This window comes from Catenulispora rubra (genome assembly GCF_015356825.1).
Lineage (GTDB): Bacteria > Actinomycetota > Actinomycetes > Streptomycetales > Catenulisporaceae > Catenulispora > Catenulispora rubra.
In genome coordinates this window covers 18423-42757 of the sequence record NZ_JAACYW010000005.1, presented here as the reverse complement: position 1 = coordinate 42757, position 24335 = coordinate 18423, and the positions used below count along the sequence as shown (strand labels likewise).

Sequence of the window (24335 nt, the reverse complement as noted above, 5' to 3'; positions counted from 1 at the left end):
TCGATGGCCTGACCCGGGCAGTGTTCCGGGATCCTTCTCGGTTGTTCACGGCCAAGAAGCCGGAGTTCTTCGGCGGTTACGCGCCGCGCGAGCAGCTCGTTGCAGCCTACGAGGACCCCATACAGATCGCGCACATCCTGCTTGGCTATGCCGTTCTTGCCTGGAAGGCGAACAGACACCATACTGCGGCGCACGCACTGGCTGAAGCCGGCTACGGCTTGGCCCTGCTCGACCCTGCGCTGGCGAAGGCACTTGCCGAGTTGTCGGGCCGCGCGTTCGAGACCGATCCCGGCCATGAAGACTGCCGTACCGCAGCCGAGGCGCTCGGCTGGCTGATTGAGTATCGCACCCGGACCGCTGGAGATGAAGGCGATCCAGCGGGATTCAACCATCAAATGCCTGATATTAAGGCCACGGTGGCCAGTGCCCTGATGGCGATGGCTTCTGTCACGGGTATCGTACTCGAACACAAGCTCTGGATCAGCGCGGCCGCAACCCTCGCCGGCTATCCGGAGGAGATGCGATCGGTCCCGGACGGGCGTAGTAAAGCGGGTCTCAATACCGGTGGTCATCGCAAGATCGCGGTAGTTCTCGCGCGCAACGTAGAAGGATCTGCGACCTCCGAGGAGCTGTTCGCGGAATTCATCAGGGATATCGCGGGTGCCGCGGATGCCTCTGTGGCCTATCGTGAATCTCGCGACCTCGTACATTCGCTCATCGCCCTCGGCAGACCTACGTACGCCATGCGCACGCTGTATGAGATCGCGCGAGATGTTTCGGGCGCAGGGGATTTGGCTGAAGCGACTGCTCTCGCGCGCCGTTTAACCAGACTTGTTCCCGGAGACGACGCCAAACGCCAGGCGGACGCGTTATACGCGCATTTCCTGAGCCTTGGCACTCGCTTCGATGACCTGCTGCAATCCGTGGAGGTCGCCCGACGCCGTCTTGACGCCGATGGAGACCGTATAGGCGACGGAATCAGCCAGTGGCTGATGTGGTCCACATACTTCAGCTTGCACCAGATCGGCTTTTACGAGGCTGCCCTATCCTGGCTGCAACGTATCGATCCCGATGAAGACCACGTCAGCGAGCGTGACCTGGCATGGGCGGTAGCGGATCTCCAGGTTCATCTCGGGTTCAGCCCCACCAGCCTTGAGGGCATCAGGACTACCCGTGAGGCTGCGGTCAGCCGTCGGGACGCTCGGCGCATTGCGGAAGCCGACCTGCTGTTTGCCCGCATTCGGCTCTACGATGATGACCGTGCCGCGGAGCGCTTGATGATGCTTGCCGTGGAGGGATTCCGGAGAGTCGGTGCCAGGTCCGATCAGGCCAGGGCGCTGTCTTTTCTCGGCGATTTTTGGCTGGCTCGAGGCCTGGTCGAGGCGGCTGCTGCTGCGTTGGGCAAGAGCCTGGGGCTCTTCACGTCGCTCGGTGCCGGCGCTCTGCACATGGGCCGTATCGCCGCCTTTGACTATGGCCGGTGTCTTTACCTGCTGGGACGTTGCGATGACGACACATTCGAGCGGCTACTGAACGTGGCGCTGGACGACAGCGACGTCGTGCTGTTCACCACGCTGATGCTCCAATACGCAGAGCTCGCCGTTGAACGGCGCCCGGGGCGGGTGCACGAAATGATGAACACTGCTCTCGATCTGTACGCGCGCTGGCGGTCCTTCCACACGCTGACCACTTGGCGCGCGGGCTTGCTGGCCAAGGAAACCAAGCTGCGGAGCATGGCGATCAGGTCGTCCGTCGCGGCAGGCGCCGATCCGGCGGAGGCAGTCGCGCTGATCGTGGAGGGCGCAAGCCAGAGCCCGCCCAAACCGCCGCCGCAGAAGGTGCCGGAAGCAACTCTGCTTGCAGCCGACCGCATGCACGGGCAGTTGGCCTCCCCAGAAACCGACGAGCGTATCGCGGAGATCCTCGGTGACTCTGACTCCGTCGTGGTTCACGACCCTTCGATCCATGCGATACCGGTGACGCAACCGGCACGCATCACCATCGGCGCCAGCCGGCGGACACGTCCTTTTGACGACTCGCACCTGCGCGAGCTCGACATCCGCGCCGTCGCCGAAGGACTCGGCTACCCGCACTGGCTGTGGTGGAGCCAGTGGACCGATGGTGCCGCGCTGTATCACGGCTTCGTGTCGAGCAGGGGCGACTGCTGGCACGAATCCGTGGACTACGCAGTCGTCCGGGATGCCGTCACCGGTTACATCAGCGCACATCCGGTTCTCCGCGCCGGCGCCGGTGCGGACGAGGCACCCGATACGCTCCGGCGGGACATTGAACGCAGGCTCATCGAACCACCCGAGGCGGAGTGGCATAGGTCCACGGAGTTGGGCCACGTGCTTCTACCCGTCACGCTCGCCGATCACCTTCGCGAACTCCCGCCGGGTCATCGCCCGACGATCATCGTTCAGCCGTCCGCTTTCGCTGCCGAGATCCCGCTCGCTCTTCTCCGGCTGCCCGGGAGTGACCTACGACTGGTCGACGTCGCGGATCTGGACTACTGCCCGCACCCCGCCCTGTTCGAACGCCGCGGGTCGACGGTCAGGCCAGGAACCGGAACCGCGCTGATCCTGGATCCCGCAGGCCGGCGGCTCTGCGGTTCTCAGTCCTTCGACCTGCCGCTCGACGGCCGTGTGGAGCAGGTCTTCGCCCGCCCCGACCTTCCAGGATGGGCGAGCAGAGCCGTCGGGTCCACGCCTCGCTCCGCCGATCCTTCCACGATAACGGCAGCTCTTTCCGCCAGACCTGTCCGGCGCCTTATCTATGCGGGCCATGTCGAGGCCCCTGACGCAGTATCCCCTGGTGCCGGCGCGTTCGTATTGGACGGCGCGAAGATCACAGCCGCCGAGTGGCTTCAAGATCCAGACCGCTTCCCAGCGGCAGAAGAACTGGTGCTCATCGCCTGCAGCGCCGCGGGCTCGGGCGCAATAGAGCCCCTCGGCTTGCCCACCGCTGCGCTTGCCGCAGGTACCGACCGGCTCGTCGCCACCCTCTCGCCGCTCCTCAACACCGTCGGCATGTGGAGCGCCGCGCGCGAACTGCTCGGCCTGATCGATACGATGCGCTACCCCGCAGCGCTCGCCACGCTGTTCCGGCGGCGCCTGCACAGATGGCGTGCCACGCAGGATCCCGCGTTGCATCCGATGCAGTGGTCGCCGTTCATCGCCGTCGATCGCGCCCCGGGCGCGAGAGCTGAGACACCGTCCGCAGGTGATGCTGCCGCGAGACAGGAGCTCTGAGCGATCCGTGCCGGGGCGCCGGCACGCGGCGCGAACCGCGGGCGACCTGGCTGCACCGGTCGATGCCGCCGATCGTCAAGTCGAGCGCGGGCCATGCCCGTCGGCCATCTCGCCGTACCGGTCGTTCTCTCGGCGGTAGTACTCGAAAACCATCCCGATGACCGAGTACGCCAGGAACGGCATCGCGATGATCAGCAGCCACCAGCCGAAGATGACGCCAGTGACCGCCAGTGCTGCGGATGCGGCGGCGAACAGCGGCCACCAGGAGTACGGCGAGAAGAACCCGAGGTCCCCGGCCGCCTCCGAGATCTCGGCGTCGTCGCGGTCCTCGGGGCGGGGGCCGATCCGGATAGACGTGAAGAACAGGTAGAACCAGATCAGCGCATTCAAACCGAAGGCCATCGTCAGTGCCGTCGTCCCGACCGGGTCTTTCGACAGCCACCAGTATGTGGGGCCCATGACGAGGAAGAAGGCTCCGACGAAGCCGAACATCCTGACTTCGACTTTCATCGCCCGGCTCCTTCGACGGTGCTGGGATCGGCAGCGGTCTGTGGTGTCACTGTGAGCTCCTCGGGCTGGTGCGTACGCGGGTCGGTAGGTTCAGAAGGGGTAGTGGAAGCGGCGTATCCGTGAGGACACGAGTGCCTGGCTTTGGTCGCAGCACGGCCTTCGGCGGTCGGGCCGTCCGGGCGGTGCGGTGCGGTGTGGTGAGCTGACGCGCAGCTCGTCCGTCAGTGCGACGAGGCGCCGAGGACGCTGATACCAAGAGCGACGAGGATGAGGACCTTGGCGATCTCCAGCGCCACGTACCAGAGATGCCCGCGTGATCGCGGCAGGTCTTCCCCTCTTAGAACGCGGTCCGAGCGCCGGTTGAGCGCGGGACGGACGACAGCCACCTGCACGGTCAGGAGCACCCCCGCCGCCGTGGTGAGTACCGCGACAGCGGCCGGGGGGCCCGCGATCGCTATGCCGATGATGACGACGAGCGCGAATGCGGCTTCGGCGAAGTTCAGCGCCCTGAACACCAGGCGGCCGATGCCGACGCCGATGGGGATGGTCACTCCTGGGGCACGAAACTTCAGTGGAGTCTCCAGGAAGGATATCGCCAGGACCATTCCCAGCCAGGTGAAGGTGGCTGCGGCAGCCGTCCCGGCCGGAGTCGCGTTCATAGCTCGGCACTGCCTTCCCGAAATGTGAGGGTGTCGTCGCCGGAGCGCGAGAACGGGGCGTGGAAGGTCGCAGATCTTCCGGTCAGGCCAGCGGCCATGCCGCCAGCCTTTCGGCGAACTGCGGCGGTGAGACCACGGCCATCAGACAGGCCGGTTCCGAGCCGGAGTTTGCCAGACTGACCCGTTCGCCGGCGGCGATATGGGCGGTCATGCCCGGCGCGAGGGTCCGAGGCCTCCCGTCGTGCCACAGCTCAAGGGATCCGGACAGTGGGATCAGCACGACTTCGGACACGCCGTGGTCGTGTTCGGGCATGCCGCCGTCGGCGGGGATCTCCAGATGGACGACGGCCACCTGGGCGGACGTGTCGGGGGCCGTCAGCGTCACGGCTGTCGGTCCGCCGGGAACGGGGGCGCGGCGGCGCGGTACCGTGTCGATCTCGGTGATGAGCATGAGTATCCTTTCTGAGGCCTTGAGTGGCCGCGTAGCGAGGTCTCAACCGGCGTCGGAATGCCGGAGGTGGACCAGACAGGCGTCTGGTTCCGCGAACGGCTCCAGTTCGGTGGCGGCCAGCGGGGCGCCCAGTTCTGTCAACGCCCCCTGCATCAGACCCAGGTGGATGCGGCACACCAGTGGTCCGTGTTCCTCGGCCAATTCCAGAAACGGACAGTGCCGCAAACGGATCACCCCCGGCATGCCGGGTTCTGCCTCGGACCGCGGCGCGAAGCCCAGATCGTCCAGCAGAGTCGTCAGCCTTACGACAGCCTGCTCCATGGTGAGACTCTGGAAGGGCTCGGGGCGGTCGACCAGGAAGCGGCCCCAGGCTCGGCCGGCGTCTTGGGCGGCCTGGCCGGCGTCGGGTCCGGTGGAGGCGAGTTGGCCGAGCAGGATCCTGGCCAACAGCCGGTAGTTCCGGGTGCCTGCGCGGTCCATGCCCGGCCGCGGGACGTATACGGTGCGCGGACGCCCCGGCCCCGACGGCTGTTCGACGCTCCCGATGACCTCGCCCGTTTCCACAAGGGCGTCCAGGTGGAAGCGCGCCGTATTGACGTGGACGCCGAGCTGTTCGGCCATGTCGGCCACGCTGAGCGGCGCCGGCGCGTTCCTGAGCACGTCCAGCACTTCGGCTCGTCGGGGGCGTCCAGGCACTCCGGCCACGGCGGCCGTCACTCCGCGACCGGGAGCGGCAGGGCGGCGATCAGTGGGTGGTCCTTCGGGATCACGCCCGTCTTCGAGGCGCCACCCGGCGACCCGAGGTCGTTGAAGAACTCCACGTTGGCTGTGTAGTAGTCCTTCCACTGCTCCGGGGTGTCGTCCTCGTAGAAGATCGCCTCGACGGGGCACACCGGCTCGCAGGCGCCGCAGTCGACGCACTCGTCCGGGTGGATGTAGAGCATGCGCTCGCCCTCGTAGATGCAATCGACAGGGCACTCCTCGATGCAGGCCCTGTCCTTCACATCCACGCACGGCAGCGCGATCACATAGGTCATGGTGAGGTCCCTTCGTCGACGCCGGGACGGGCTTCCGGTGTTTCTCCAAATGATACATGTAATAATGGTCGACGCACGGGGGCCGTACGTGAGAAGGGATACACCGCGCCATGTCGTCGCCCGCCAGGGTCTATATCCAGGCCACCCAGACCGACCCGAACATCCATGCTCAAACCGCGATCGGTCTCATCCACGAGCGTTTGCGGAGCCGGCTGGCCGAGCTGACCGAAGCATCCGTCCACGTGACGCGCGGCGAGCCGGTGCAGGCCGGGCCGGAGCTGTGCGCGAGGCGGGTGCGCCTGCACCTCACCGCCACCGACGAAGCCCTGTACGCACCCGCTGCGGGCGCGGCGCAGACCCGTCTGCTGGTGCGCGCGCTGCGCACCGCGGCAGCAGCGTTCGACCCGCTCATCACGGCCCTGTCCACCGCGTCGGACGCGGACCGCGCCGCAGGGGCTGCCCGCAGTCTGGATACGGTTCTGGCCGTCCATTTCGCGGTGGAGCAGTCCGTGCTTCTACCCGCCCTGGCCGACCTGCCGGGCGCCGACCTGGCCGCCTTGGCGGCAGACCTGGGAACCCTGCTGGAGGGCGGCCGGCTGGAGTCGTCCGCCGTCATCGACGTCCGCGAGATCCCGCACGGCCAGCGCCACCCGCGCATCTTCGCCCGCTTTGCACGCCTGGCCCCCGGCCAGGACTTCGTCCTGGTCAACAATCACGACCCCAAGCCCCTGCGCCGCGAATTCGACGCAACCCACCCCGGTGCGTTCACCTGGGACTACCTCGAGTCGGGTCCCGAGCAATGGCGGATCCGCGTCGGACGGGCACCCGTCGATGCCTGAGGGCGGCGCTGTCGACGCGGACACCATCCCGGTTTCGGCCGACCCGCTCGGCCCTCACCCCGTGAATGCACCCGTTCCATCGGTGCTCTGCGACACCCTGGCCCTGGGCGGAGCCTCTCACGCATCCGCCGGAGTCCTGTGGAAGATGACTGAATCCGGCCGTCAGCTCGACGCCAACCTGGTCCACCTGCCGCCGGACCGGCGGGTGGGTGTCCACGCCGAACCGGCTCTGGACGTGTTGCTGCTGGTCGTTGCGGGCGGCGGCATCCTCGAAGGCATTGACGGTCCGCGCACCCTGACGCCTGGCCTGCTGTTGTGGCTGCCTCACGGTTGCAGCCGAAGCCTCGCGGCCGGTGAGGACGGGCTGTCCTACCTGACCGTCCACCAGCGCCGGCCCGGCATGCAGATCCGCCGTTGGGACCCTGCCCCTGCCGATCCGCTTCCGTAACCATCCACAACGATTCACGGCTGCGGGCTGGACTGCCCCGGCAGGGAGGAGCGACTTCCGTGTACTTCACCGACCGCGGTATCGAGGAACTCGAGAAACGCAGAGGCGAGGAGACCGTGACCCTGGCCGTCCTCGCCGACCGGATGCGGCACTTCGTCGACCTCAACCCGGAGTTCGAGGCCTCGGTCGACCGGCTCGCGACCTGGCTGGCACGCCTGGACGACGAGGACTGACCGCGCTGGGCGGCGGAGTGCAGATGAAGCCGAGTGACTTCGCCGGCCGTGCTGCGATTTTGTTGTCTCTGCTGGTAGCGGGCGTGATCGAGCTGGTGTTCTTGCGTGACGTGGCAGCGCCAGTAGTGTTCGCAGTCTCTGGTGGCGATCAGTGCCCGGAGCCAGCCGACCGTCGCAAACCTGATCCGGATCCGAGGATGCGCGTCGACCAAGCCGAAGAAGCACCAACAGTCGACCGTCGGAATTGCGATCATGCCGACAGATGAACCCGCACCCACACACCAGCCCGGCGCGCCCCGACAGTGACCGGCAACGGACCGCCCTCGGGCAATTGACTCGACATCCGCGATACGACAACCCGACGGCATCCGCACCAGCCGGGATCACGCGACAACCGGCCGCACTGGCACGCTTGCCGTCTGTCCGGCGTCCGGGCACTGTACCGGGCTTCTGCATGTATCACCGGGGCTGCCCTTACGCGCTGTCGTCTTGACCGGACACCCGCTCAAGACGACAGCGCTGTGCGGATGGTTGGCTTGGCCCCAGCCATACGAACGCCACTGGTCGATGTCCAATGTGCCGGGCTCGTTGGCTGGGTGCCAGCCGGCGTGCGGGTTCGACCGTGGTCGATCTCGAACCGGGCATGTGCCGACGCCATGCCTGATCCGAGGTCGGCGCCGCTGGCGTTGTCCGAGGTGTGGCGCACCTGACTCCGAGATGCAGTGATCGACCGTGCTTCGACAGCCGACCGGGCCGCGCCGGCCAGCCTCCCCGCCAGGCGTCTGGACAGCCTCACCCTGTACGAGCGCGAAGCCTTGCTGCTCCGTCTGCACGCAGGCTGTCCATCAGCGAACTGGCGGAACAATGTATCTGAGCTTGCTACCGCGAAGACCCACGTCAGCCGTTTCTCCACCGAACTCGGTGCCCGTGGTTCGCCCGGCTCGGCATTCGCCGCCTACCGAGCTGGGCCTGGTCGTTCCGAACCCTTGAGCAGGCTCGGGGCATCAGGAGTCGGGCTCACGGCGAGTCCCGAACCGCTGCTTGATCCGGACCCGGAACCCACAACTCGACGCACGGCACCGGCGCCAGCCTCAGCCAGCCGCCGGCGGAGGCCAGCCGGGTGCCGGCGTCGGCGATGTCCGGGGCGCCGGGGATGGTGTCGCCGGTGGACAGCACCGTCACGAACACGCCGCCGTGGTCGGGGACCGCGCGCACCATGATCATGCCGTCGGGGTGAGGACCGAAGGCGCTGATCGTTTGGAAGAGTGCCTCGATGATGGCTTCGCGTTGGGGCGCGGCGAGAAGCGGGTCGGTCGTGGTCGTGGTAGTGGCCGCGGTGCTTGCGCGGTCCGTGGCGGGGGCGGAGGACGGATCGAAGACGTCCTCCGTCTCCAGGAGCCGGGCCGTGTTCATCTCGACGGCGATACCCGCCTGCCGCGCCGCGGTGACCACCGCGTCCAGGTCGACGCCGAGGTCGTCGACCTGGACGCCGCGGCCGGTCTCGATGTAGCGGCGGAGCCAGGTCGCACGGTCCGCTACTTCGGTCCGAACGGCAGGGTCGGTGATGTCGGGGCTGCGTCGTAGTGTCTCCAGCGTCTGTAACACACCGTCGTGGAGGGCAGTGGCCAGGCGCCACTTCTGTGTCGTGGCGGCGAGTTCCGCGCTCTGTTGGACCTCGGCGGCCACAGAGGCCGCCAGTTGCTCCTCGTTGCGGCGCAGCATGCTGCCGCCGCGCCAGCCGACCAGCGGGTTGATGAGGTAGGCCAGCGCCGGCTGGAGCGTCGCGCCGACGGCGGTGTCGCGGAACGTGAGGGTCGCCGCGATGCTCGCCCCGGCCCACAGTGCGCCGCAGGCGAAGGCCGGGAGTGCGTCGCGGCAGAGCAGGCCGGACACGAAGCTCAGAAGCACCGTGTTCGGGTACACGAACAGCGACCAGCCCTGGGCGCCGTGCCGCGGCGCGAGCCAGATGCCGATCAGGATCGCGGCCACGCCGGTCGGCAGATCCCACCACAGCACGCGGGGATCGGGCTGTCGGCGGGCCAGCCACCACACGGCGACCGCGGCGTTCTCGGCGGCCAGGGCCAGGGCCAGCAGCGCGCTCCACCAGGGGTGCGCCATGTGGCCCCAGATCGCCGGGAGGGTGAAGGCGACCATCAGGATGCCGGAGGCGCGGACCGCCAGGCCCAGCAGCAGGACGAGCCGGGCGTGCGGCGGCGGGACGCGATGGAGCCACCACAGTCTCAGCAGGCGGAGACTCATCACGGTGTCGCGCCTTCCTTATCGGAAGAGGGGACCCACAGTCGGACCTGCGTTCCGGAGCCCGGAGCCGACTCGATCTCGACACGTCCGCCGACCCCGGTGATCCGCTGCCGCAGTGAGCGGCTCTGACCGAAGCCCTCAGCGATGGCTGAGGCGTCGTAGCCGCGGCCGCGATCGGCGATCGTCAGGAGCACGCCGCCGTCGGCGACCGCGAGGATGAGTTCCGCGCGATCCGTGCCGGAGTGTTTGCGCACGTTGGTCAACGCCTCGCGAGCCGCGGCGACCAGCGCGTCGGCCGCCGCGGGCGCGAGGGCGTCCGCGAGTGTCGCGGCGTCGCCGCCCGGTGCGCCGTCGGCGGAGTCGACGAAGTCGACGTGCAGGCCGGTTGCGGCCTTCTCCAGGACCAGCGAGTGCAGCTCGGCGAGCAAGCCGGCGCCGTGCGGCGCCTGCTCCGCAGCGATGAGCGACCGCAGTTCGGCAGCTTCCGCGCGGAGCCGTTCGGTGATGGCCGGATCGCGCAGGGCGTCGTCCGCGACGAGAACTTCGACGGTGGTCAGCAGGTAGGTGCCCAGATCAGCCTGCTGACGGAGCCGCTCCCGTTGCCGGGCGAGCAGCGACGCCCGTTCCACCGCGGCCCGCCGGTTCCGGTCCAGCGCGGCGGCCGAGTCGCGGAGCAGCCGGGCGAGCACGGCGGCGAGCGCTGCCACGCCGACGATGGTCACGGCGTCCGGCAACGCGTTCCAGCGCGGGTAGGAGGATCCGGGGTGCAGCGATGGCGAGAAGTCCACGAAGGCCAGACCTGCTCCGCCGGTCATGGTGACCAGCGGGCGCCACGCGGGCAGCCCGATCGTCGGCGCCGCGATCACGGTGAAGTCGTAGAGGTAGCTCTGCCCGGCCGGCCCGGGGAGGACGGCGGGCCATGTCGACAGCGTGACGACCGCGATGACGCAGACCAGATCGAATGCGGCCCAGGCCGGCGGTATGCGCCCCTGCCGCAGGCAGACCGCGCTGAGCAGAGCGCAGTCGGCGACAGCGACCAGTGTCAGTACGGTCTCCGGTGCCACCTGTGCGCCGTGCGGGACCGTCGTGGCCACCGTCGCGAGCAAAGCGATGGCGGCCCCGACCCGGAATCCGGCCCAGGCCCAGGCCAGGGTGGTCTCCGTGCGGGCGGCGGCGGTCGGCGCCGAGGCCGGCCCGGAGGCGACCGCGGTGCCCGCGATGCTGTCTGAACTCGTCACCTCTGTTCCCCCAAGTCCGGCCGTTTCAGTGCCATCACCTGCTGACGTACCTCGTCGTCGTGCTGTGCAAGCACGGCGAGCCGAGCTTCTTCGGCCTGGTGCCGGGCGGCCACGCGCCGTCGGACGACGTCGCCGATCCAGGGCGTCTTGGCCAGGATCCGCGCGCCGTGCTGCTTGACGAACGGTGTGAGGTCGACGCCCTTCACATAGTTGGTCATCACGGTGCCCGGACCCGGATCCCATCCGGCCAGCCCGCTCACGTCCGGGTGCAGCCGGACGCCGCCGATGTGGCTGGGAAGGCTGATGAAGTCGCCGACGAGCCATTCGGCGCCGACCGACCACTCGGTGCGCAGGTGCCGCAACGTGGTCGCGTCGCGCACGTTCACGACCTCCCCGGTGATCTGCGCGACGCCCACGCCGCCGACCTGCAGGAACGGGACGAGGGAATCCAACCCGTGTGCGGGGTCGCCCCAGGCGATCTGCAGCATCGGCACTGCGATCGCCTGCACGCCCCACTTCGTGTAGAACTGCATGGTTTTCTCGACGCCGGTCAGGACCGTGCCCTGGCTCGGAGTCTGGATCTGCCAGGTATCGGGGAACCTGTTGTTCGGGTCGGACAGCACTTTGATATCAAGAGTCTGCGCGCCGACGTGCTCGTAGGTGTAGAAGTCGCGCCGCAGGACGGGGTTGTACTGCAGGTCGACGCTCGGCACGCCGCCGCTCAAGCGGGCCACCAGAGCGAGCGGGCCGACCTTCGCGACCAGCGGCGGGGTGTGCCACCAGGGCCCGACGTCGCCGAGCCGGCTGTCCAGGCGCAGCATGGACAGGCCGCCGCGCCAGGCCGGTCCGCTGTCGATGACGAGCGAGACCGGCTTGTGCGACCGGACGTCGAGGACTGTCCCGTCGCTGAGTTCGACGCGCCAGTGGCCGTTCTCCGGGTTCAGCTCGATCGGGAGGCGGCCGCCGATCACGTCCGGGGCGATGGTGTTCGCGGTGAGGAAGTCTTTCAGGGCATTGCGATGTGCGTGGTAGTGGTTCAGGTGGGGCGTCTCGACGTTCTCCACGCTGACCGCCACCGGCCAGTCTTTCGGGTTGCCCAACGCGGTGAGGTCGTTCACCTGTCCCGGCAGTGCGACATCACGGAATTCGGCGCCCACTCGGTGCTCGGGCACGCCTCCGGGATTGTCGGTGTGCCACGCGGCGTGCTGTGCGGCCAGGCGGTCGACGAGGGCTTGCTGGGCTTGGAGGTCGGCGGGCCGCGCCGTCGGAGCGTTCTGCAGGGCGTGAAGCTTCGCCTGGGCATCGGTGAGGTCTGTGATGCTGGTGACGTAGGCTTCGCGGCGGCGCTGCTCCCAGGTGCTCCACGTCTCGTGCAGGCCGTTCGCCGACAGCTGGTCGTCCAGGTGCCTGCGCCAGGCTTGCGCTGTGAGGTCGGAGTAGCGCTGGTGGAAGGCGGGGAGCGCTGCGTCGAGGGCCTGACGTACGGGTGTCAGATCGGTGGCGTGGACTCTCGGCGGCGCTTGCGCGAGCTGCTGGTCGATCGACGCGATGTGTGCGTCGGCGCGGTTGAGGTCGTCGCTGATCGACCAGACGGCGGCCTGGTCGCCGCGTCGCCACGCTTCGGGCAGGGCGAGGCGCAGATCAGAGATCTGGCTTTCCAGTGTGGCCTTGTGTGCCGGCAGTGACTCAGGGTCCTTCAACCACTGGTCGCGCAGCGCGGCTTCCTTGGTCTGCAAGGCCTGTGTCGCCTGGTTCAGATCGGCGGCGACCTGCGCGATCTTGGCGGGTCCGTCTGCCGGCTCGGGGCGACTCTCCAGATCGATGAGCTGGGCGCGGAGTCGGCGGACGTCCTGCGCGAGGGCGTCGCGCTGCTCGGTCCAGACGGCGGTCAGGTGATCGGAGTCGCCTTCCAGGAGCGGGGTGAGTCCGTTGTCCGTGAAGTGCTGTTGGACTCGGAGCGCGTCCTGAACTGCTGCGACCGCTTGGTTCTGGGAGTCTGTGGTGAACTCCGAGAACAGGTCGGGAAGCCGCGTGTCCCGGGCAGAACCCTGATTCAGCAGGTTCTCTATCAGGGTCTGTAGATCGCGAGCTTCTCGAACGGCCTGCGTGGCCTTGTCGGCGAAGTGGTCCAGCAGGATCTGGTGTAACCGCGGTTCGGACTTGTCGAGCAGCCTGATGGTGGGCTTCACGGCGGCCTCGGCGTCGTACTGCGCCAGGTACTGGCGTGCGGTATCCATCCGTGCCTGGTGCGCGTCGGTCAGTTGCGTCATGAAGGTGAGAGCGCCGCCGGCCTCCTTGAGGGTCGTGGACGCGAGCAGAGAAGCAGCGTGCTGCGTCTCCAGCCGTTGCAGTGCGCTGTGCTGACCCTGCAACTCGGCGGCAAGCACCTCCGGCGCCGGCGCGACCGCCTCGCCGAACATGTGCAGCCGTAGCTGTTGGAGCTGCACGTTGCTTTTGTCGAGCGCGGCCTGCATGGCCGGGAGGTTGTTCTTCGCCTGGTCGAGCACGTTCTGCATGGCCTGCTGGGCCCGGGCCGTCTCGGCCGCCGCCTGGTTGGCGATCCGGGCCTGTTCGGCCTGCCAGGACTGATCGGCCTGAACGGCCTGCTGGCGCGCGGCGTCGATCTTGAAGATGAGCTCGACCTGGCGATCGGCGTCCTGGCTGGACAGTCCGCCTCCGTGCTCGAAGTCGTGGACCTGGTTCACGATCTGGTCGGTGCCCGGTGTGATCGAGGAGATCTGCTGCGGCGACGCGGGTGGATCGGCGGCCTCCGGGACGCCGCCGGCCAGGGTGTGGGCGATCTTGACCATCGTGCCGGACAGGAGGTTCCGCTCCAGCGTGTCCAGCGGGCGCACTTCTCCCGTGACGGCCGTGACCTCGCCTTTGATGGCCTCCAGGTCGCCTTTGAAGCCCTCCAGCCTTCTGATCTGCTCCTGCCCCAGGCCGTGCCCGGCGGTCAAGGTGGCGTCCACCGCGTCCCGGAGCCGATCGATCAGCTGCGGGGCGATGTCGCCGGGGTTCGGGGCTTTGAGTAGGGCGGTCTCGATATCCACGATGCGGGCGAAGACCTCGCTCACCGGATCCGCCGTTCGCGGGCCGAAATCGGCGGGTCCGAGCTCGAACGTGCCGTGGCCGTTGAAGACCCGGATGGTGACCGGCTTGCCGTCCTTGGTCAGCAGCTCGCTGGTGATCTTCGCCGACTCCACCTGTGCGACCCGGTGGACGAAGCTTTCGGGGCCGACGCTGTACAAGGGGTTCTTGGGGTTCTGTATCTCCAGCTCGACGACGCGTCGGAAGCCGTCCGGAGCTTGTTCCTTGATGTCGCCTCGAGCCTGCAAGATGCCCTTTTTCAGGACCTCGACCACGCTCTCCGAATCGCCCGTCGGCAGTGTCTTGCGCTGGATCGCCTCTCCACTGGTGTGCGTGTCGTAGACGGTCACGTCCGCCTTGCCCGGAGCCAGCTTCGCCTTGACGCCGTTGATGTCGTAGCCGCGCGGCTCGACTCCCGCTATGCCCACGACCTTGCCCTGCTCCGCCAGTTCGACGGCACGCAGGAGTTCCGCGTGGTGTCCGAGATTCTGGGCCGTCGGCTTGCCGTCCACCCGGTCGACGAAATTCCGGGCCAGCCCCTGGACCTTCTGGGGGTCGAAGTTGACGATGTTCCCGCTCTTGAACGCCCGCTGCACGAGGTTGGTGAAGCTCTCGCGGTCCAGGTCGATGTGAACCGGTCCGAGCGTGCCCGCGGCGACGCCCTGCTCGACGTACTCGCGCAGTGCCACGTCCGCGTTGTGAGCCCGGTCGAGAATCGACAGGAGGATCTTCTGCGGGACGTCGTGCGTGCTCATCGTCGCGGCCGTCGCCAGACCCTGGGCGCCGTACCTGGTGCGGATGTCGGAGATCTGGTCGGCTGAGTATCCGTGGTCGAGCAGGGTGGCGCCGGCCTCGGCGGGCGAGGGGCCCAGGTCCACCTTCTCGATGACGATGCGCGAGTTCGGCCAGCCCAGCGGCCGGGGATCGTTCTTGTCGGCGGTGTGGAACCCGCTACCGAGGACATCCTCCGGGCGCGGTCCGATGCTGATCTCGGGCGGTACCATCTGGCCCTTGATCTTGACGGGGTGGGTCGGCCAGGAGCTGATGTCGACCAGCCGGTAGCCCGGCGGCAGCTCCGATCCCGGGTTGGCCTGCTCGCGCAGCATCGCGTCGTAGAAGAACCGGTAGTCGGGGTTCGCGCGGCTGCCGGGTTCGGCCGCCCGGCTCTGGAAGATGAGCAGTCCTCCGTCGGGCCGCAGCGCTTCGCCGAGCACGTCGACCTGGATCTTGTAGCCGCGGTTGTTGTTGACGATGATCGCGTCCTGAGTCCCCCGCAGCTTGTCGGGGATCTTCTCCTCCGCGTTCAGCCGCACCCGGTTGGGCTGGCCGTTGACGTCCGAGCGGGTCAGGGCCACCAGATCGGGGTCGGGAGCCGCCCGGTCCACGGCTGGACCGAGCTGGGCGAAGTCGCTCGGCAAGCCAAGCCAGACGTCGTCGGTGCCGGCACCGGTCTCCAGGATCCGGGCCGGCTTGTCGGGGTCTGTCGGTAGGACGATGTGCCAGCGGTTGGCGCCGCTCTTCGGGCCGAAGCTGATCATCGGGCCCTCGGATCTGATCTCCAGTTCGGAGGGCGGCGCCTGGCCCGCGTCGGTGGGCGGCGGCTCTTGGGAGAGGCCTCCCAGCACCTTCTCCAGGTGTGCGACGGTCTCCGGATCGAGCGGGATCTTCAGCGGCCCATGCCCGGACGCCGTGAGCTCGGGCTCGTTCACGACCGGAGCCGGCTCGGCTCGGTTCTCGCCGCGGATGGGCTCGGCCTGGTTCAGGACGCGCGGCGGATCGGTTCGGGACTCGATCACCGGGGCCCGGGACTGGCTGGTCAGCTTCGAGGGGTCGAATCGGGTGGGCTCGACCTGGGGCTCGGATTCGGTCACGACCTGCTTGGCCTGGGCGTCGGATTCGACTACGACCTGCTTGGGTTGGGCATCGGATTCGACCACGACCTGCTTGGGTTGGGCGTCCGACTCGACCACGAACGGCTCGGCCTGCGTGCCGGGCTCCGATCCCGGTGTCTCGACCGGTGCCTCAACCGGCGACCCGGTTTCCTGAACCACCGGCTCCGGCCCGATCGGCCGCTCGTACACCGTCCCCGGCGGATCTGCCTCCACCGCCGTCCCGCGGACCTGTTCAGGCTGGGTGAACTCGCCCTGTTTGTCGAAGCTCCCGTCGCTGCGCACCGTCAGCTGCGCGCCGGACGTGCTGTCCCGTACCACCGCCTGGTCCGGGCGGGCCAGCACTTGGATCCCGTCGCGCTCCACTCCGAACGTCAGCACCCCGTCGAGTTCGCCGATACCGGTCAGGCGACCGCCTTCCGGCATCACCGTCTCGGATCCGAGGATCAGATCGGGCAGCTTCGCGTGGATCCCGAACACCACGCCGGCCTCGAAGCCCGAGCGTGCGGCGCTCAAGGTGTCACCCCACCAGTCGACCGGGTTGCCGTGCTCGTCCACGCCGCCCTTGAGGGCGTCGCCGACGAGTGCGAACGCGGCACTGGCCGCGGTGCTGCCCACCACGTGTCCGAGCGGGCTGCCCCACATGGCCGCGCCGAACACCGCGCCCTGCGCCGTGTCGGTGGCCAACTCGCCGAGGTCCAGGTTCTTGCGTTCGCCGCCGGCGATCTCGAACATCTGCGCCAGCAGGTTGCCGCCGCCCATGAACTCGATGCCGTTGATGATCCGCGGCCGCAGGTACATCCACATCGCCTTCGCGAACGTCTGCTCGCCGATCTGCCGGCCGGCCCACTGTCCGAGCACGTCCTCGCCGGCGGCGGTGGTCAGCGAGGTGCCGGCGTCCTGCCAGGCCCGCAGCTGCGCCTGGACCAGGGCGTCCCGCAGTTCGGTCCGGACCTGCGCCATGGCCGGCGCCATCAGGTCGCCGACTCCCTCCGGCGCTTCTTTCATCAGAACACTGAGCAGCTCGTCCGGAAGGAACTCACCGGCTCCGGCCAGCAGCGAGTCGGCGACCGAGCGGGCCACGATCTGCCGGGGCGCGAGCCGCACCAGGTCCGCCAGCATCGTGCCGACCGACTCCCAGGAGATCGCCGCGATGCTCGCCAGCACGTTCTTGGCGACCTCGGCGAGCGCCACGCCGGTGGCCTTGATGGTCGGCCAGATGCCGACCGCCGAGATGCCGAGGGTGCCCCAGGCCATCATGATCAGCTGCACGATGGTGATCAGCATCATGATCAGCCCGAGGACCGCCATGAACTTCATGGTCTCGATCTGCAGCCCGAAGTTCTGCACGCCCTGCTGGGTCTGGGCGGCGTTCTGGAGCAGGCCGTTCAGGCCCTGAAGATAGCTCTCCCACCAGAGGCTGAACGACATCGCCGCGTCGCCGCTCCACGATTCCAGCAGCGGAGCGACCAGGTTCTGCGCGTCTGTGGACGCCCCGTCGACGATGCCCTGGACGTCCCCCCACAGATCCGCGAGCTCGTAGACGGTGACCTCGTCCGTGAGCGGGATGGTGCCGATGAGGATCTCGCCGACCCGGCTGCGCACGCCCGGAATGTCGGCTTCGAGCTCTGAGACGTACTCCAGGATCTGTGCCAGGACGTGGTCGCCCTCGCTCATCGCCGCCGCCCCGCCCCGCGCCGGCCGTCAGACCGAGCCGAGGTTCTGGCTGTTCTGCTGGTCGGTGGTCCAGACCGCCGCGAACGTGTCGGTGAGGAAGTTCCCGACGCCGACCATCGCCTCGCCGGCGTCGGAGGCGGTGCCGCCGGACGGATTGACGAGAGCGTCCTTGAGCGTGTGCGCGTTCTTGGTGTAGTCGGGGGCGAAGTTCTGCGAGAACTCGTCGCCGGGCTTGGGGAACAGGTCCGGCTGGAGCTCTTTCGCGCTGATCTCCGTGACCTTGGCGGCCAGATCCGCCTTGAACTGCTCGGCCCGCAGCACGAGCTTGGCGCCGTCCGCGATGGCCTGCGGCACGTCGCCGACGCCGATCGACTCACCCATCGGTCCGCTCTCCTTCCCGCATCAGGTCTGTGTCGTGCACGTGCAGCAGAGCGTCCCCCATCGGGCTGCCGCTGATCCGCAGGTCGCTGGGCACCGCGGCGTCGAGGACGGCGCGGCTCTTGCCGGCCGCCTCCTGGACGGCGGCGCGCGCCGTGGCCAGGATCGCGGAGGCCAGCGCCTTGGAGTCGGGGTTGCGCAGCGCGCGCGGGTCGATGTCGAGGCCCAGCAACTGGCCGCGGGGGCCGACGGTCACCGAGATCAGGCGGTCCGGTGACCGTGCGGCGCCGGTGACGGCCGCCATCCGGCGTTGAGTGTCGTCGAGCCCTGCGGAGACGCGCTTGAGCTCGTCGAACAGGGTGGTGACGAGGCTCCAGTCCGGACGGTCCATCGGTGGTTCTCCTTTTGACCGGGCTCGCGCGCCGACTCACATGTTGGCGGCGATCTGGGCTTCGAGCTGCTGCATGCTGTCCACGGACGCGTGCAGCTTCTGGCCCAGCGTGCCCAGGGCCTGCTTGATCTCGTCGACGCCCTTCTGCCACTGCTGCTGCGCGGCGTCGCAGGCGTCGGCCGCCTTGCCGGCCCAAGCGCTGCCGTCGGTGGGGGCGTGGAAGAGGATCTTGAAGGAGTTGTAGAGGTCTGCGAGCGAGCCGTCCATGGCGCCCTCGTAGGTGATGATCGCGTGCGCGACGTCGGTGATCTGCCCGAAGTCGTAGGTGATCTGGCCGTCGCTGCCGTAGCTGGGTCCGCTCATGGTTTCTCCGCCTTGAAGGTGTCCGAAGCCTGATGGCCGGTGCGGGATCTCAGCCGCGCAGCAGGCCGGCGATGTTGCCGCCGGCGCCTGCGGCCACGGAGTTGATCTCCTGGGCGGCGTCGCTGTCGTGCGAGCCGTACTTGAGCGAGGCGTCGCTCATCTTGCCGGCGAGTTCGTTGAGCGCCTGCAGGATGGTCTTCAGGCCGTCGTCGAGCTGGCCGGAGACGCTGGACAGCGCGCCGTAGGTGGAGCCGGCCATGCCGCCGCCGCCCAGATCCTCGATCTTGCCGATGAGCTGCGCCATGCCCTGCGCCAGGCTCTGCCCGGTGGTCTCGCACTTGCGCGCGGTGGCGTCGAGCGCCTGTTGGGACGCGCTCAGCCCGGAGAGGTATGCCAAGGTTCTCACCCCGATCCACGTCGTCGCCGCCGGCATCGCCAGGTCGCGGCGGTCCCGTCCGAGCGGGACACTTCGACGCTAGCCACGGGTCCGCGGCGCCACGACTCCCGTAAATACAGGACAGGGCTCCGGGCCGTTCCTACCTGCTTTGCCGCCGATGACGCGGCTACCGTGGTGATCGGACAGAGGCGTGAAACCTGCGATACCGCCGGAAGGGACCACATCATGGGCGGCCCTTATCCGCAACCGACACCGGTTCCGGGCCCGACAGCGGTGCCGACCAAGCCGCAGCCGGTGACGTACGCGCCGGAGGGCGGGGCCGGCACACCGAATCCGTACGCGACGCAGACCACGGTGAACACGCAGTTCGGCTGGGGCGGCGGCTCCCAGCCGCTGAGCGTCGACATCCACGGGCTGGGCGACTACGCGGTCGACATGAAGAACATCGCCGACTTCGAGCACGATCACATGCAGATGCAGCTGCTGATGGACGGGATCACCAAGGCGTGGCCGGCGGGTCCCGTGCTGCCCGAGGCGATGTGGGCGTGCGAACAGTTCGAGCACAACGTCGAGGAGTTCACGCAGTACTTGCAGAACCTGTACAACGCGGTCTACAACATCGGCTTCGCCGCGCAGTCCATCGCCGACTGCTACAGCGGCACGGACGGCTGGTCGGCGGCCGATGTCAACGCCGTCGACTACGCGTTCGGCGACAACGTGACCAGGCCCGCGGGCTGGTTCGCCGGGGACGACAAGACCTGGCTGCAGGTGCAGGCGGCGAACCACCAAGGCGACCAGGGCACGGCGCCGCCGGTCTGGGTCTCCCAGACGACGACGAAGTCCGGGAACACCACGATCACCGTCAGCACGGACAAGCTCGGACACACGCAGACCGTCAAAGTCACCACGAACCCTGACGGCAGCAGCGTCATGGTCTTCACCGGCATCGACGGGAAGACGACGACCACGACGTCGCAGGTGCAGACGGTGGGGAACACGCAGACCACGGTCACCCGGGAGAACGGCGAGATCACCGGCAGCACGACCGTGGTGACGGCGGACCGCCGGGCGCCCGGCGGCGACGGGGTGTTGCACGTCGTCACCACCACGAAGCTGGACTCCGGCGGCAAGGAGGTGGGTCGGACGGTGGTGACGACGTACACCGGGCCGGAGGGCCCGTCGACCGACATCGCGACCTACGGCGCCGACGGGACGCTGCTCAGCGAGGTCGCCACCGGCGCGCCGACCGCGAGCGCCCCGGGTGGCAGGGACAGTACGGTCGCCGACGCCGACCAGCAGATCGACAAGGACAACTACCAGCTTGAGCACATGCCGATCAACTCCGACTACACGGCGGAGTGACCATGGGGACGCCGGACTACTGGGGTGCGCCGGTGCCGCAGCTGCCGGTGTGCCCGACGGCGGGCTACTTCGCGTTTCCGTCCTCGTTGAAGGCGTACACGCCACGGCCGGAGAACAACAACACCGCGTACATCGAGGACATCCGCCAGCAGATCATGAATCAACACCCTGAGCAGATGTCGGCGGCGGCGGACCAGTGGCAGAACCTGCACGACTTCATCTCCGGGATCGGCGACCAGATCCGTGCCAAGAGCCAGACGCTGCACGACGAGACGTGGAAGTCGCCGCAGGCGGCGGCCGAGTTCCTGAAGCGGGGTCCGGGTGCCACGCTGGCGGCGCTGGACCAGTGGAAGGCCGCAGCGGCCGCGAACCGGGACGCGCTGCGGGCGCTGGTGGGGATGGCGACGAAGGCGCGCAGCGATATGGACACGCTGTGGTCGCAGTATCTGAACGATGTCGACCGCGCGAAGTACCTCCATGTGCGCTCCGATTTCGGGGACTTCCTGCACTGGGTGTGGTCGCTTCCGGAGGGGATAGTCGGCTACTACACCGCGCTGCCGGACTATGAGAAGCAGAAGGTGAATGCCGTCCACGACGATTACAGCCAGCGGGCACGGGTGCTGGTCTACCAGGTCGCGGAGGCGTATTTCGAGATCGTGAACCACTACGGGGTCGGGTCGTCGGGGCAGGGGATCGGACCTTCCTTCAAGCCGATGAACGCGCGGCTGTCGGCCATCGGGATGTCGCCTCCTCCCGGGGCGGGTTCGGTGCCACCGCTTCCTGCGTCGCCTGCTGTGCCACCTCGGCCGCAGATCACGGCGCCGCCGACGCCTGGTGCGGCTCCGGTTGCCCCGCAGCCTCCGGTCGTGCCGCCTCCGGTGGTGCCGGCCGGGCTTTCGGCTTTGCGCGCCCCGGGTTCGATGCCCGGGGTGGTGCCCGGAGCGGTGCCGGGGCCGGTACCCGGGTTGGTGCCCGGCTTGCGGAGCGGGGGACGAGGGCCGCAGGCACCGGCGCTGGACGGCCTGAACGTGCGCGGGGCCGACGGTCCCAGAGGCCTGATAGGCGGAGTGCTGCCACCGGTGTCCGCGCCTGAGGGGCTCGTCCGGCCTGGAGGGCTGGGGTCGGGACGTTCGCAGGTGCCTGATGCCAACGCCCTTCGCGGGCCGTTCGCGACTCCTGAAACGACGACGGAACCATTGGCTGCGCTGCGTTCTCCGTCGGCGACGGGAGCGGGTGGGCGCCCCTTGTCCGGCACCGGCTCGGGGATGGAGGAGCCGCCACCGGGCCGCGGACAGAGCACGCCCGAGCAGGGGCGGCGGCGGGTGTGGGAGCCGACGCAGGGGACGGAGGAGGCGTTCGCGCCTCCGCCCGGGGGGAAGGTCCCGGGCGTGCTTTCCGGCCCGCAGCTCGGTGGCTCCTCGGGGAGAACCGGGCTCGGCAGCGGCTTCGGCGAGCCCCCGGCCGTGCGGGCCGCCGCCACCGAGGCCGCCACGACCCCGCAACGCCGACGCACGAAGCGCCCGACGGCGCCGGCCGAGCCGGGGACGGAATGGCTCGGCATGCAGGAGGCGCTGGACGGTGTGGCGGAGCCGGTACTCAACGCCGCATCGGAGACAGTGGTGAGCGAGGAGACCTCTGTCGGCCTGCGGACTACCGGTTCGGCGGCAGTCGATGCTCCGGCTCCGGCCCGGACCAGGCGCCGCGCGGCCGACCAGGACACGGAGACGGTGGCGCCCGGTGAGGAAGCGTGGACGGTCGCCACACCCGGCGGCGGCGTACTCGGCGCGCAGGCCACCGGTGCCGACGGTGACGAGCCCGAGCCGACGCTGCGGGCGGCTCAGGCCTGATCGGCGCGCTCCGCTCGCTGCCGGGCTGGTGCTGTCGGCCGGTTCCTCGCGCACCGCAGGCCCGGGCCGACGCTGCGGGCGGTTCACGCCTCATCGGTGCGGCTCGCCGGTGCTGATCGACGCCCGCCGGTTCAGGCTGATCCAGCCCTGCCGATCGCTGCCTGGCAAGTGCTGCGCCTGGCTCGCTCGCACTACCACTCCCGCGTCCGTGCCTCGTGCGACCGGGTGGCGGCCAGCAGGTCCGCCAGTGTCAGTCCGCGCAGTTCGCGGATCGAGGGGGCGCGTCCGAGGGTGCGCAGGCGGCCGGACTGGGCCTTGCGCATGCCCTCCAGGAGCTTGCGTGCCTCGCGGGCGTTGCCGAAGGTGCCTTCGTCGCGCTTGAGGTGGCCGAACCATTGCAGGAGGGCGTCGTCCAGGCCTGCGGTGAGTTCGTAGTCGCCGGTGGCGGCCATGCGGTTGGTGATCGACACGAGTTCGGTGGGTGAGTAGCTCTCGAATTCCATGCTCTTGGCGAAGCGGGAGGCCAGGCCGGCGTTGGCGTCCAGGAAGTCCTGCATGTCGGCGGTGTAGCCGGCGACGATGACCGCCACCTCGTCGCGGTGGTCCTCCATCAGCTTCACCAGGGTGTCGATCGCCTCCTGGCCGAAGTCCGCGCCGCCTCCGCCGGAGCGTGACAGGGTGTAGGCCTCGTCGATGAACAGGACGCCGCCGAGCGCCGCGGTGAACACCGTCGTGGTCTTCTCGGCGGTGTGCCCGACGTACTGGCCCACCAGGTCGCGGCGTGCCACCTCCTTGAACTCGCCGTGCGGCAGGATTCCCAGGGCTTTGAGAAGCTGCCCGTACAACCGCGCGACGGTGGTCTTCCCGGTTCCGGGGGCTCCGGTGAAGACCAGGTGGTGGCTCACCGCGCCGACCGAGAGGCCGGCTTCGCGGCGCCACTGGTCGACGTGGATCTCGTCGATGAGCGCGCGCACCTCCGCCTTGATGGCCGCCAGGCCGATCATCGCGTCGAGGTCGGCCAGGAGCCGGTCGACCGAGTCGGTGTCCTGAGCTGAGCCGGAGTTGCGGACTCCGGCGGCCGCTGCGCCGTCGCCGGTCGCCGCGTCGTCGTCAGGCGCCTCGCGCACTGTCGGGGTCGCGCCCTCGTCCAGCAGGATCGCCGGCTCCGCGCAGCGCTCGACGCGGCAGCCCTCGACCAGGCCCGAGCAGCCGCGGCCGAAGTGGATCCCGACCCCCGCGGTCTCGTGGACCCAGGTGCCGGTGACGGCGGGCGCGCTCCGGTGCGCCACCGCGATGCCGACGTCCCCGGTCCCGGACACCTCGCAGTGCTCGATGGTCGGCCGGCCCCCCTGGTAGACGTAGACGCCGCGGCCGCCGCAGCCAGCCACGGTCGTGTCGCGCAGCACCGGATCGGCACCGAGCCGCACGATGATCCCGTCCCCGGCGCTGTTCCGCGCCTCGCACCCGGTCAGCAGGCCGCCCGCGTCCTCGATCACGAACCCCGACTGCCCGCCGAGCGCCTTCACCCGCTGGGCGGTCAACTGCGACCCGTCGCCGGCCCACACCCCGGCGTGGTCCTCGGCGCCGACCTCGCAGTCTTCGAGCGACATCCGGGCGCCCCGGGCGCTCACCGCCGGATATCCGGCCGAGCGCAGGATCAGCCCCCTGAGTACGACGACGCCGCCGACGCAGCTTACCGCCGAGCCTCCGGCGGCGCCGGCGTCGATGGTCACGGAGCCCGGGTCCCCGGCCGCCGCCACGGTGATCCGCCGCCGGACCAGGTGCAGGCCTTCGGCGTAGACCCCGGGCGCGATCGAGACCACGGCGCCGTCCGGCGCCACCTCCAGCGCGTCCTGGATCGTCGGATAGGCGCCGGGTTCCTGGGAGACGGTCAAGGTCTGGGTCATGGCTCCGCCGGATCTCGTGGGCAGATGTCGCATCCATCATGCGTGGCCTGCGGGGTACGGCGTGAGACGTAAATACAGGACAACCGCGAGCGTTCACGACGTCGTTCGC

The 24335-nt window shown here is 68.9% G+C and carries 20 protein-coding genes; 7 read left to right on the top strand and 13 right to left on the bottom strand.

The genetic code is table 11. The features are described from left to right. The first annotated feature begins 41 nt into the window (after nucleotides 1-41). Complete coding sequence (locus GWK61_RS03225; RefSeq protein ID WP_194904717.1) at nucleotides 42-3251, top strand: CHAT domain-containing protein; 3210 nt, start codon at nucleotides 42-44, stop codon at nucleotides 3249-3251. Between the two features lie 75 nt (nucleotides 3252-3326). Here GWK61_RS03225 and GWK61_RS03220 read toward each other — a convergent pair whose 3' ends face one another. The 5 genes from GWK61_RS03220 to fdxA form a co-directional block, all read right to left on the bottom strand. Next, nucleotides 3327-3761 carry a cytochrome c oxidase subunit 4 gene (locus GWK61_RS03220; RefSeq protein ID WP_194904715.1) on the bottom strand — a complete coding sequence of 145 codons (435 nt, stop codon included), beginning with the start codon at nucleotides 3759-3761 and terminating at the stop codon, nucleotides 3327-3329. 221 nt (nucleotides 3762-3982) lie between these two features. Next, nucleotides 3983-4420: a hypothetical protein gene (locus GWK61_RS03215; RefSeq protein ID WP_194904713.1), complete on the bottom strand. Its 438-nt coding sequence runs from the start codon at nucleotides 4418-4420 to the stop codon at nucleotides 3983-3985. Nucleotides 4421-4502: 82 nt separating this feature from the next. Next, nucleotides 4503-4871 (bottom strand): cupin domain-containing protein, encoded by a 369-nt coding sequence (locus GWK61_RS03210; RefSeq protein ID WP_194904711.1) that lies wholly within the window; start codon nucleotides 4869-4871, stop codon nucleotides 4503-4505. Nucleotides 4872-4913: 42 nt separating this feature from the next. Next, on the bottom strand, nucleotides 4914-5576 hold the full coding sequence (locus tag GWK61_RS03205) for a helix-turn-helix transcriptional regulator (protein ID WP_194904710.1): 663 nt from the start codon (nucleotides 5574-5576) through the stop codon (nucleotides 4914-4916). Between the two features lie 8 nt (nucleotides 5577-5584). Continuing rightward, nucleotides 5585-5908, bottom strand: a complete 324-nt coding sequence (gene fdxA, locus GWK61_RS03200; protein WP_194904708.1) for a ferredoxin — start codon at nucleotides 5906-5908, stop codon at nucleotides 5585-5587. Nucleotides 5909-6018: 110 nt separating this feature from the next. Here fdxA and GWK61_RS03195 point away from each other — a divergent pair, with 110 nt between their 5' ends. Genes GWK61_RS03195 through GWK61_RS03180 form a run of 4 tightly spaced genes read left to right on the top strand, consistent with a single transcriptional unit; the run spans nucleotide 6019 to nucleotide 7694 of the window. Continuing rightward, nucleotides 6019-6747 (top strand): DUF2249 domain-containing protein, encoded by a 729-nt coding sequence (locus GWK61_RS03195; protein ID WP_194904705.1) that lies wholly within the window; start codon nucleotides 6019-6021, stop codon nucleotides 6745-6747. Further along, a complete protein-coding gene (locus GWK61_RS03190) occupies nucleotides 6740-7195 on the top strand; it encodes a hypothetical protein (protein ID WP_228561669.1) in 456 nt (151 codons plus the stop codon). Before GWK61_RS03195 ends, GWK61_RS03190 begins: the two co-directional genes overlap by 8 nt. Nucleotides 7196-7254: 59 nt before the next feature. After that, nucleotides 7255-7428: a DUF6104 family protein gene (locus tag GWK61_RS03185; RefSeq protein ID WP_194904703.1), complete on the top strand. Its 174-nt coding sequence runs from the start codon at nucleotides 7255-7257 to the stop codon at nucleotides 7426-7428. A 23-nt stretch (nucleotides 7429-7451) separates the two neighbouring features. Continuing rightward, on the top strand, nucleotides 7452-7694 hold the full coding sequence (locus tag GWK61_RS03180; RefSeq protein ID WP_194904701.1) for a hypothetical protein: 243 nt from the start codon (nucleotides 7452-7454) through the stop codon (nucleotides 7692-7694). Between the two features lie 751 nt (nucleotides 7695-8445). Here the strand turns inward: GWK61_RS03180 and GWK61_RS03175 are convergent. The 7 genes from GWK61_RS03175 to GWK61_RS03145 are packed head-to-tail and all read right to left on the bottom strand — an operon-like array spanning nucleotide 8446 to nucleotide 19110. Further along, nucleotides 8446-9690: a sensor histidine kinase gene (locus GWK61_RS03175; RefSeq protein ID WP_194904699.1), complete on the bottom strand. Its 1245-nt coding sequence runs from the start codon at nucleotides 9688-9690 to the stop codon at nucleotides 8446-8448. Next, nucleotides 9687-10925, bottom strand: coding sequence for a sensor histidine kinase (locus tag GWK61_RS03170; RefSeq protein ID WP_194904697.1), 1239 nt, complete (start codon nucleotides 10923-10925; stop codon nucleotides 9687-9689). Before GWK61_RS03170 ends, GWK61_RS03175 begins: the two co-directional genes overlap by 4 nt. Then, entirely contained in the window at nucleotides 10922-17581 is a 6660-nt protein-coding gene (locus tag GWK61_RS03165; protein ID WP_194904694.1) for a WXG100-like domain-containing protein, read from the bottom strand. Before GWK61_RS03165 ends, GWK61_RS03170 begins: the two co-directional genes overlap by 4 nt. Before the next feature lie 27 nt (nucleotides 17582-17608). Beyond that, nucleotides 17609-17962: a hypothetical protein gene (locus GWK61_RS03160; RefSeq protein ID WP_194904693.1), complete on the bottom strand. Its 354-nt coding sequence runs from the start codon at nucleotides 17960-17962 to the stop codon at nucleotides 17609-17611. Further along, complete coding sequence (locus tag GWK61_RS03155; protein ID WP_194904691.1) at nucleotides 17955-18350, bottom strand: YbaB/EbfC family nucleoid-associated protein; 396 nt, start codon at nucleotides 18348-18350, stop codon at nucleotides 17955-17957. Before GWK61_RS03155 ends, GWK61_RS03160 begins: the two co-directional genes overlap by 8 nt. Before the next feature lie 36 nt (nucleotides 18351-18386). After that, nucleotides 18387-18713: a WXG100 family type VII secretion target gene (locus tag GWK61_RS03150; protein WP_194904688.1), complete on the bottom strand. Its 327-nt coding sequence runs from the start codon at nucleotides 18711-18713 to the stop codon at nucleotides 18387-18389. 49 nt (nucleotides 18714-18762) lie between these two features. Next, entirely contained in the window at nucleotides 18763-19110 is a 348-nt protein-coding gene (locus tag GWK61_RS03145) for a WXG100 family type VII secretion target (RefSeq protein ID WP_228561668.1), read from the bottom strand. Nucleotides 19111-19335: 225 nt separating this feature from the next. On the opposite strand from GWK61_RS03145, the gene GWK61_RS03140 reads away from it, so the two are divergent. Both GWK61_RS03140 and GWK61_RS03135 read left to right on the top strand, forming a co-directional pair. Further along, nucleotides 19336-20472: a hypothetical protein gene (locus tag GWK61_RS03140; protein ID WP_194904685.1), complete on the top strand. Its 1137-nt coding sequence runs from the start codon at nucleotides 19336-19338 to the stop codon at nucleotides 20470-20472. A 2-nt stretch (nucleotides 20473-20474) separates the two neighbouring features. Then, nucleotides 20475-22319, top strand: a complete 1845-nt coding sequence (locus tag GWK61_RS03135) for a hypothetical protein (protein ID WP_194904682.1) — start codon at nucleotides 20475-20477, stop codon at nucleotides 22317-22319. A 191-nt stretch (nucleotides 22320-22510) separates the two neighbouring features. Here GWK61_RS03135 and GWK61_RS03130 read toward each other — a convergent pair whose 3' ends face one another. Beyond that, nucleotides 22511-24226 (bottom strand): right-handed parallel beta-helix repeat-containing protein, encoded by a 1716-nt coding sequence (locus tag GWK61_RS03130; protein WP_194904681.1) that lies wholly within the window; start codon nucleotides 24224-24226, stop codon nucleotides 22511-22513. Between the last annotated feature and the right edge of the window lie 109 nt (nucleotides 24227-24335).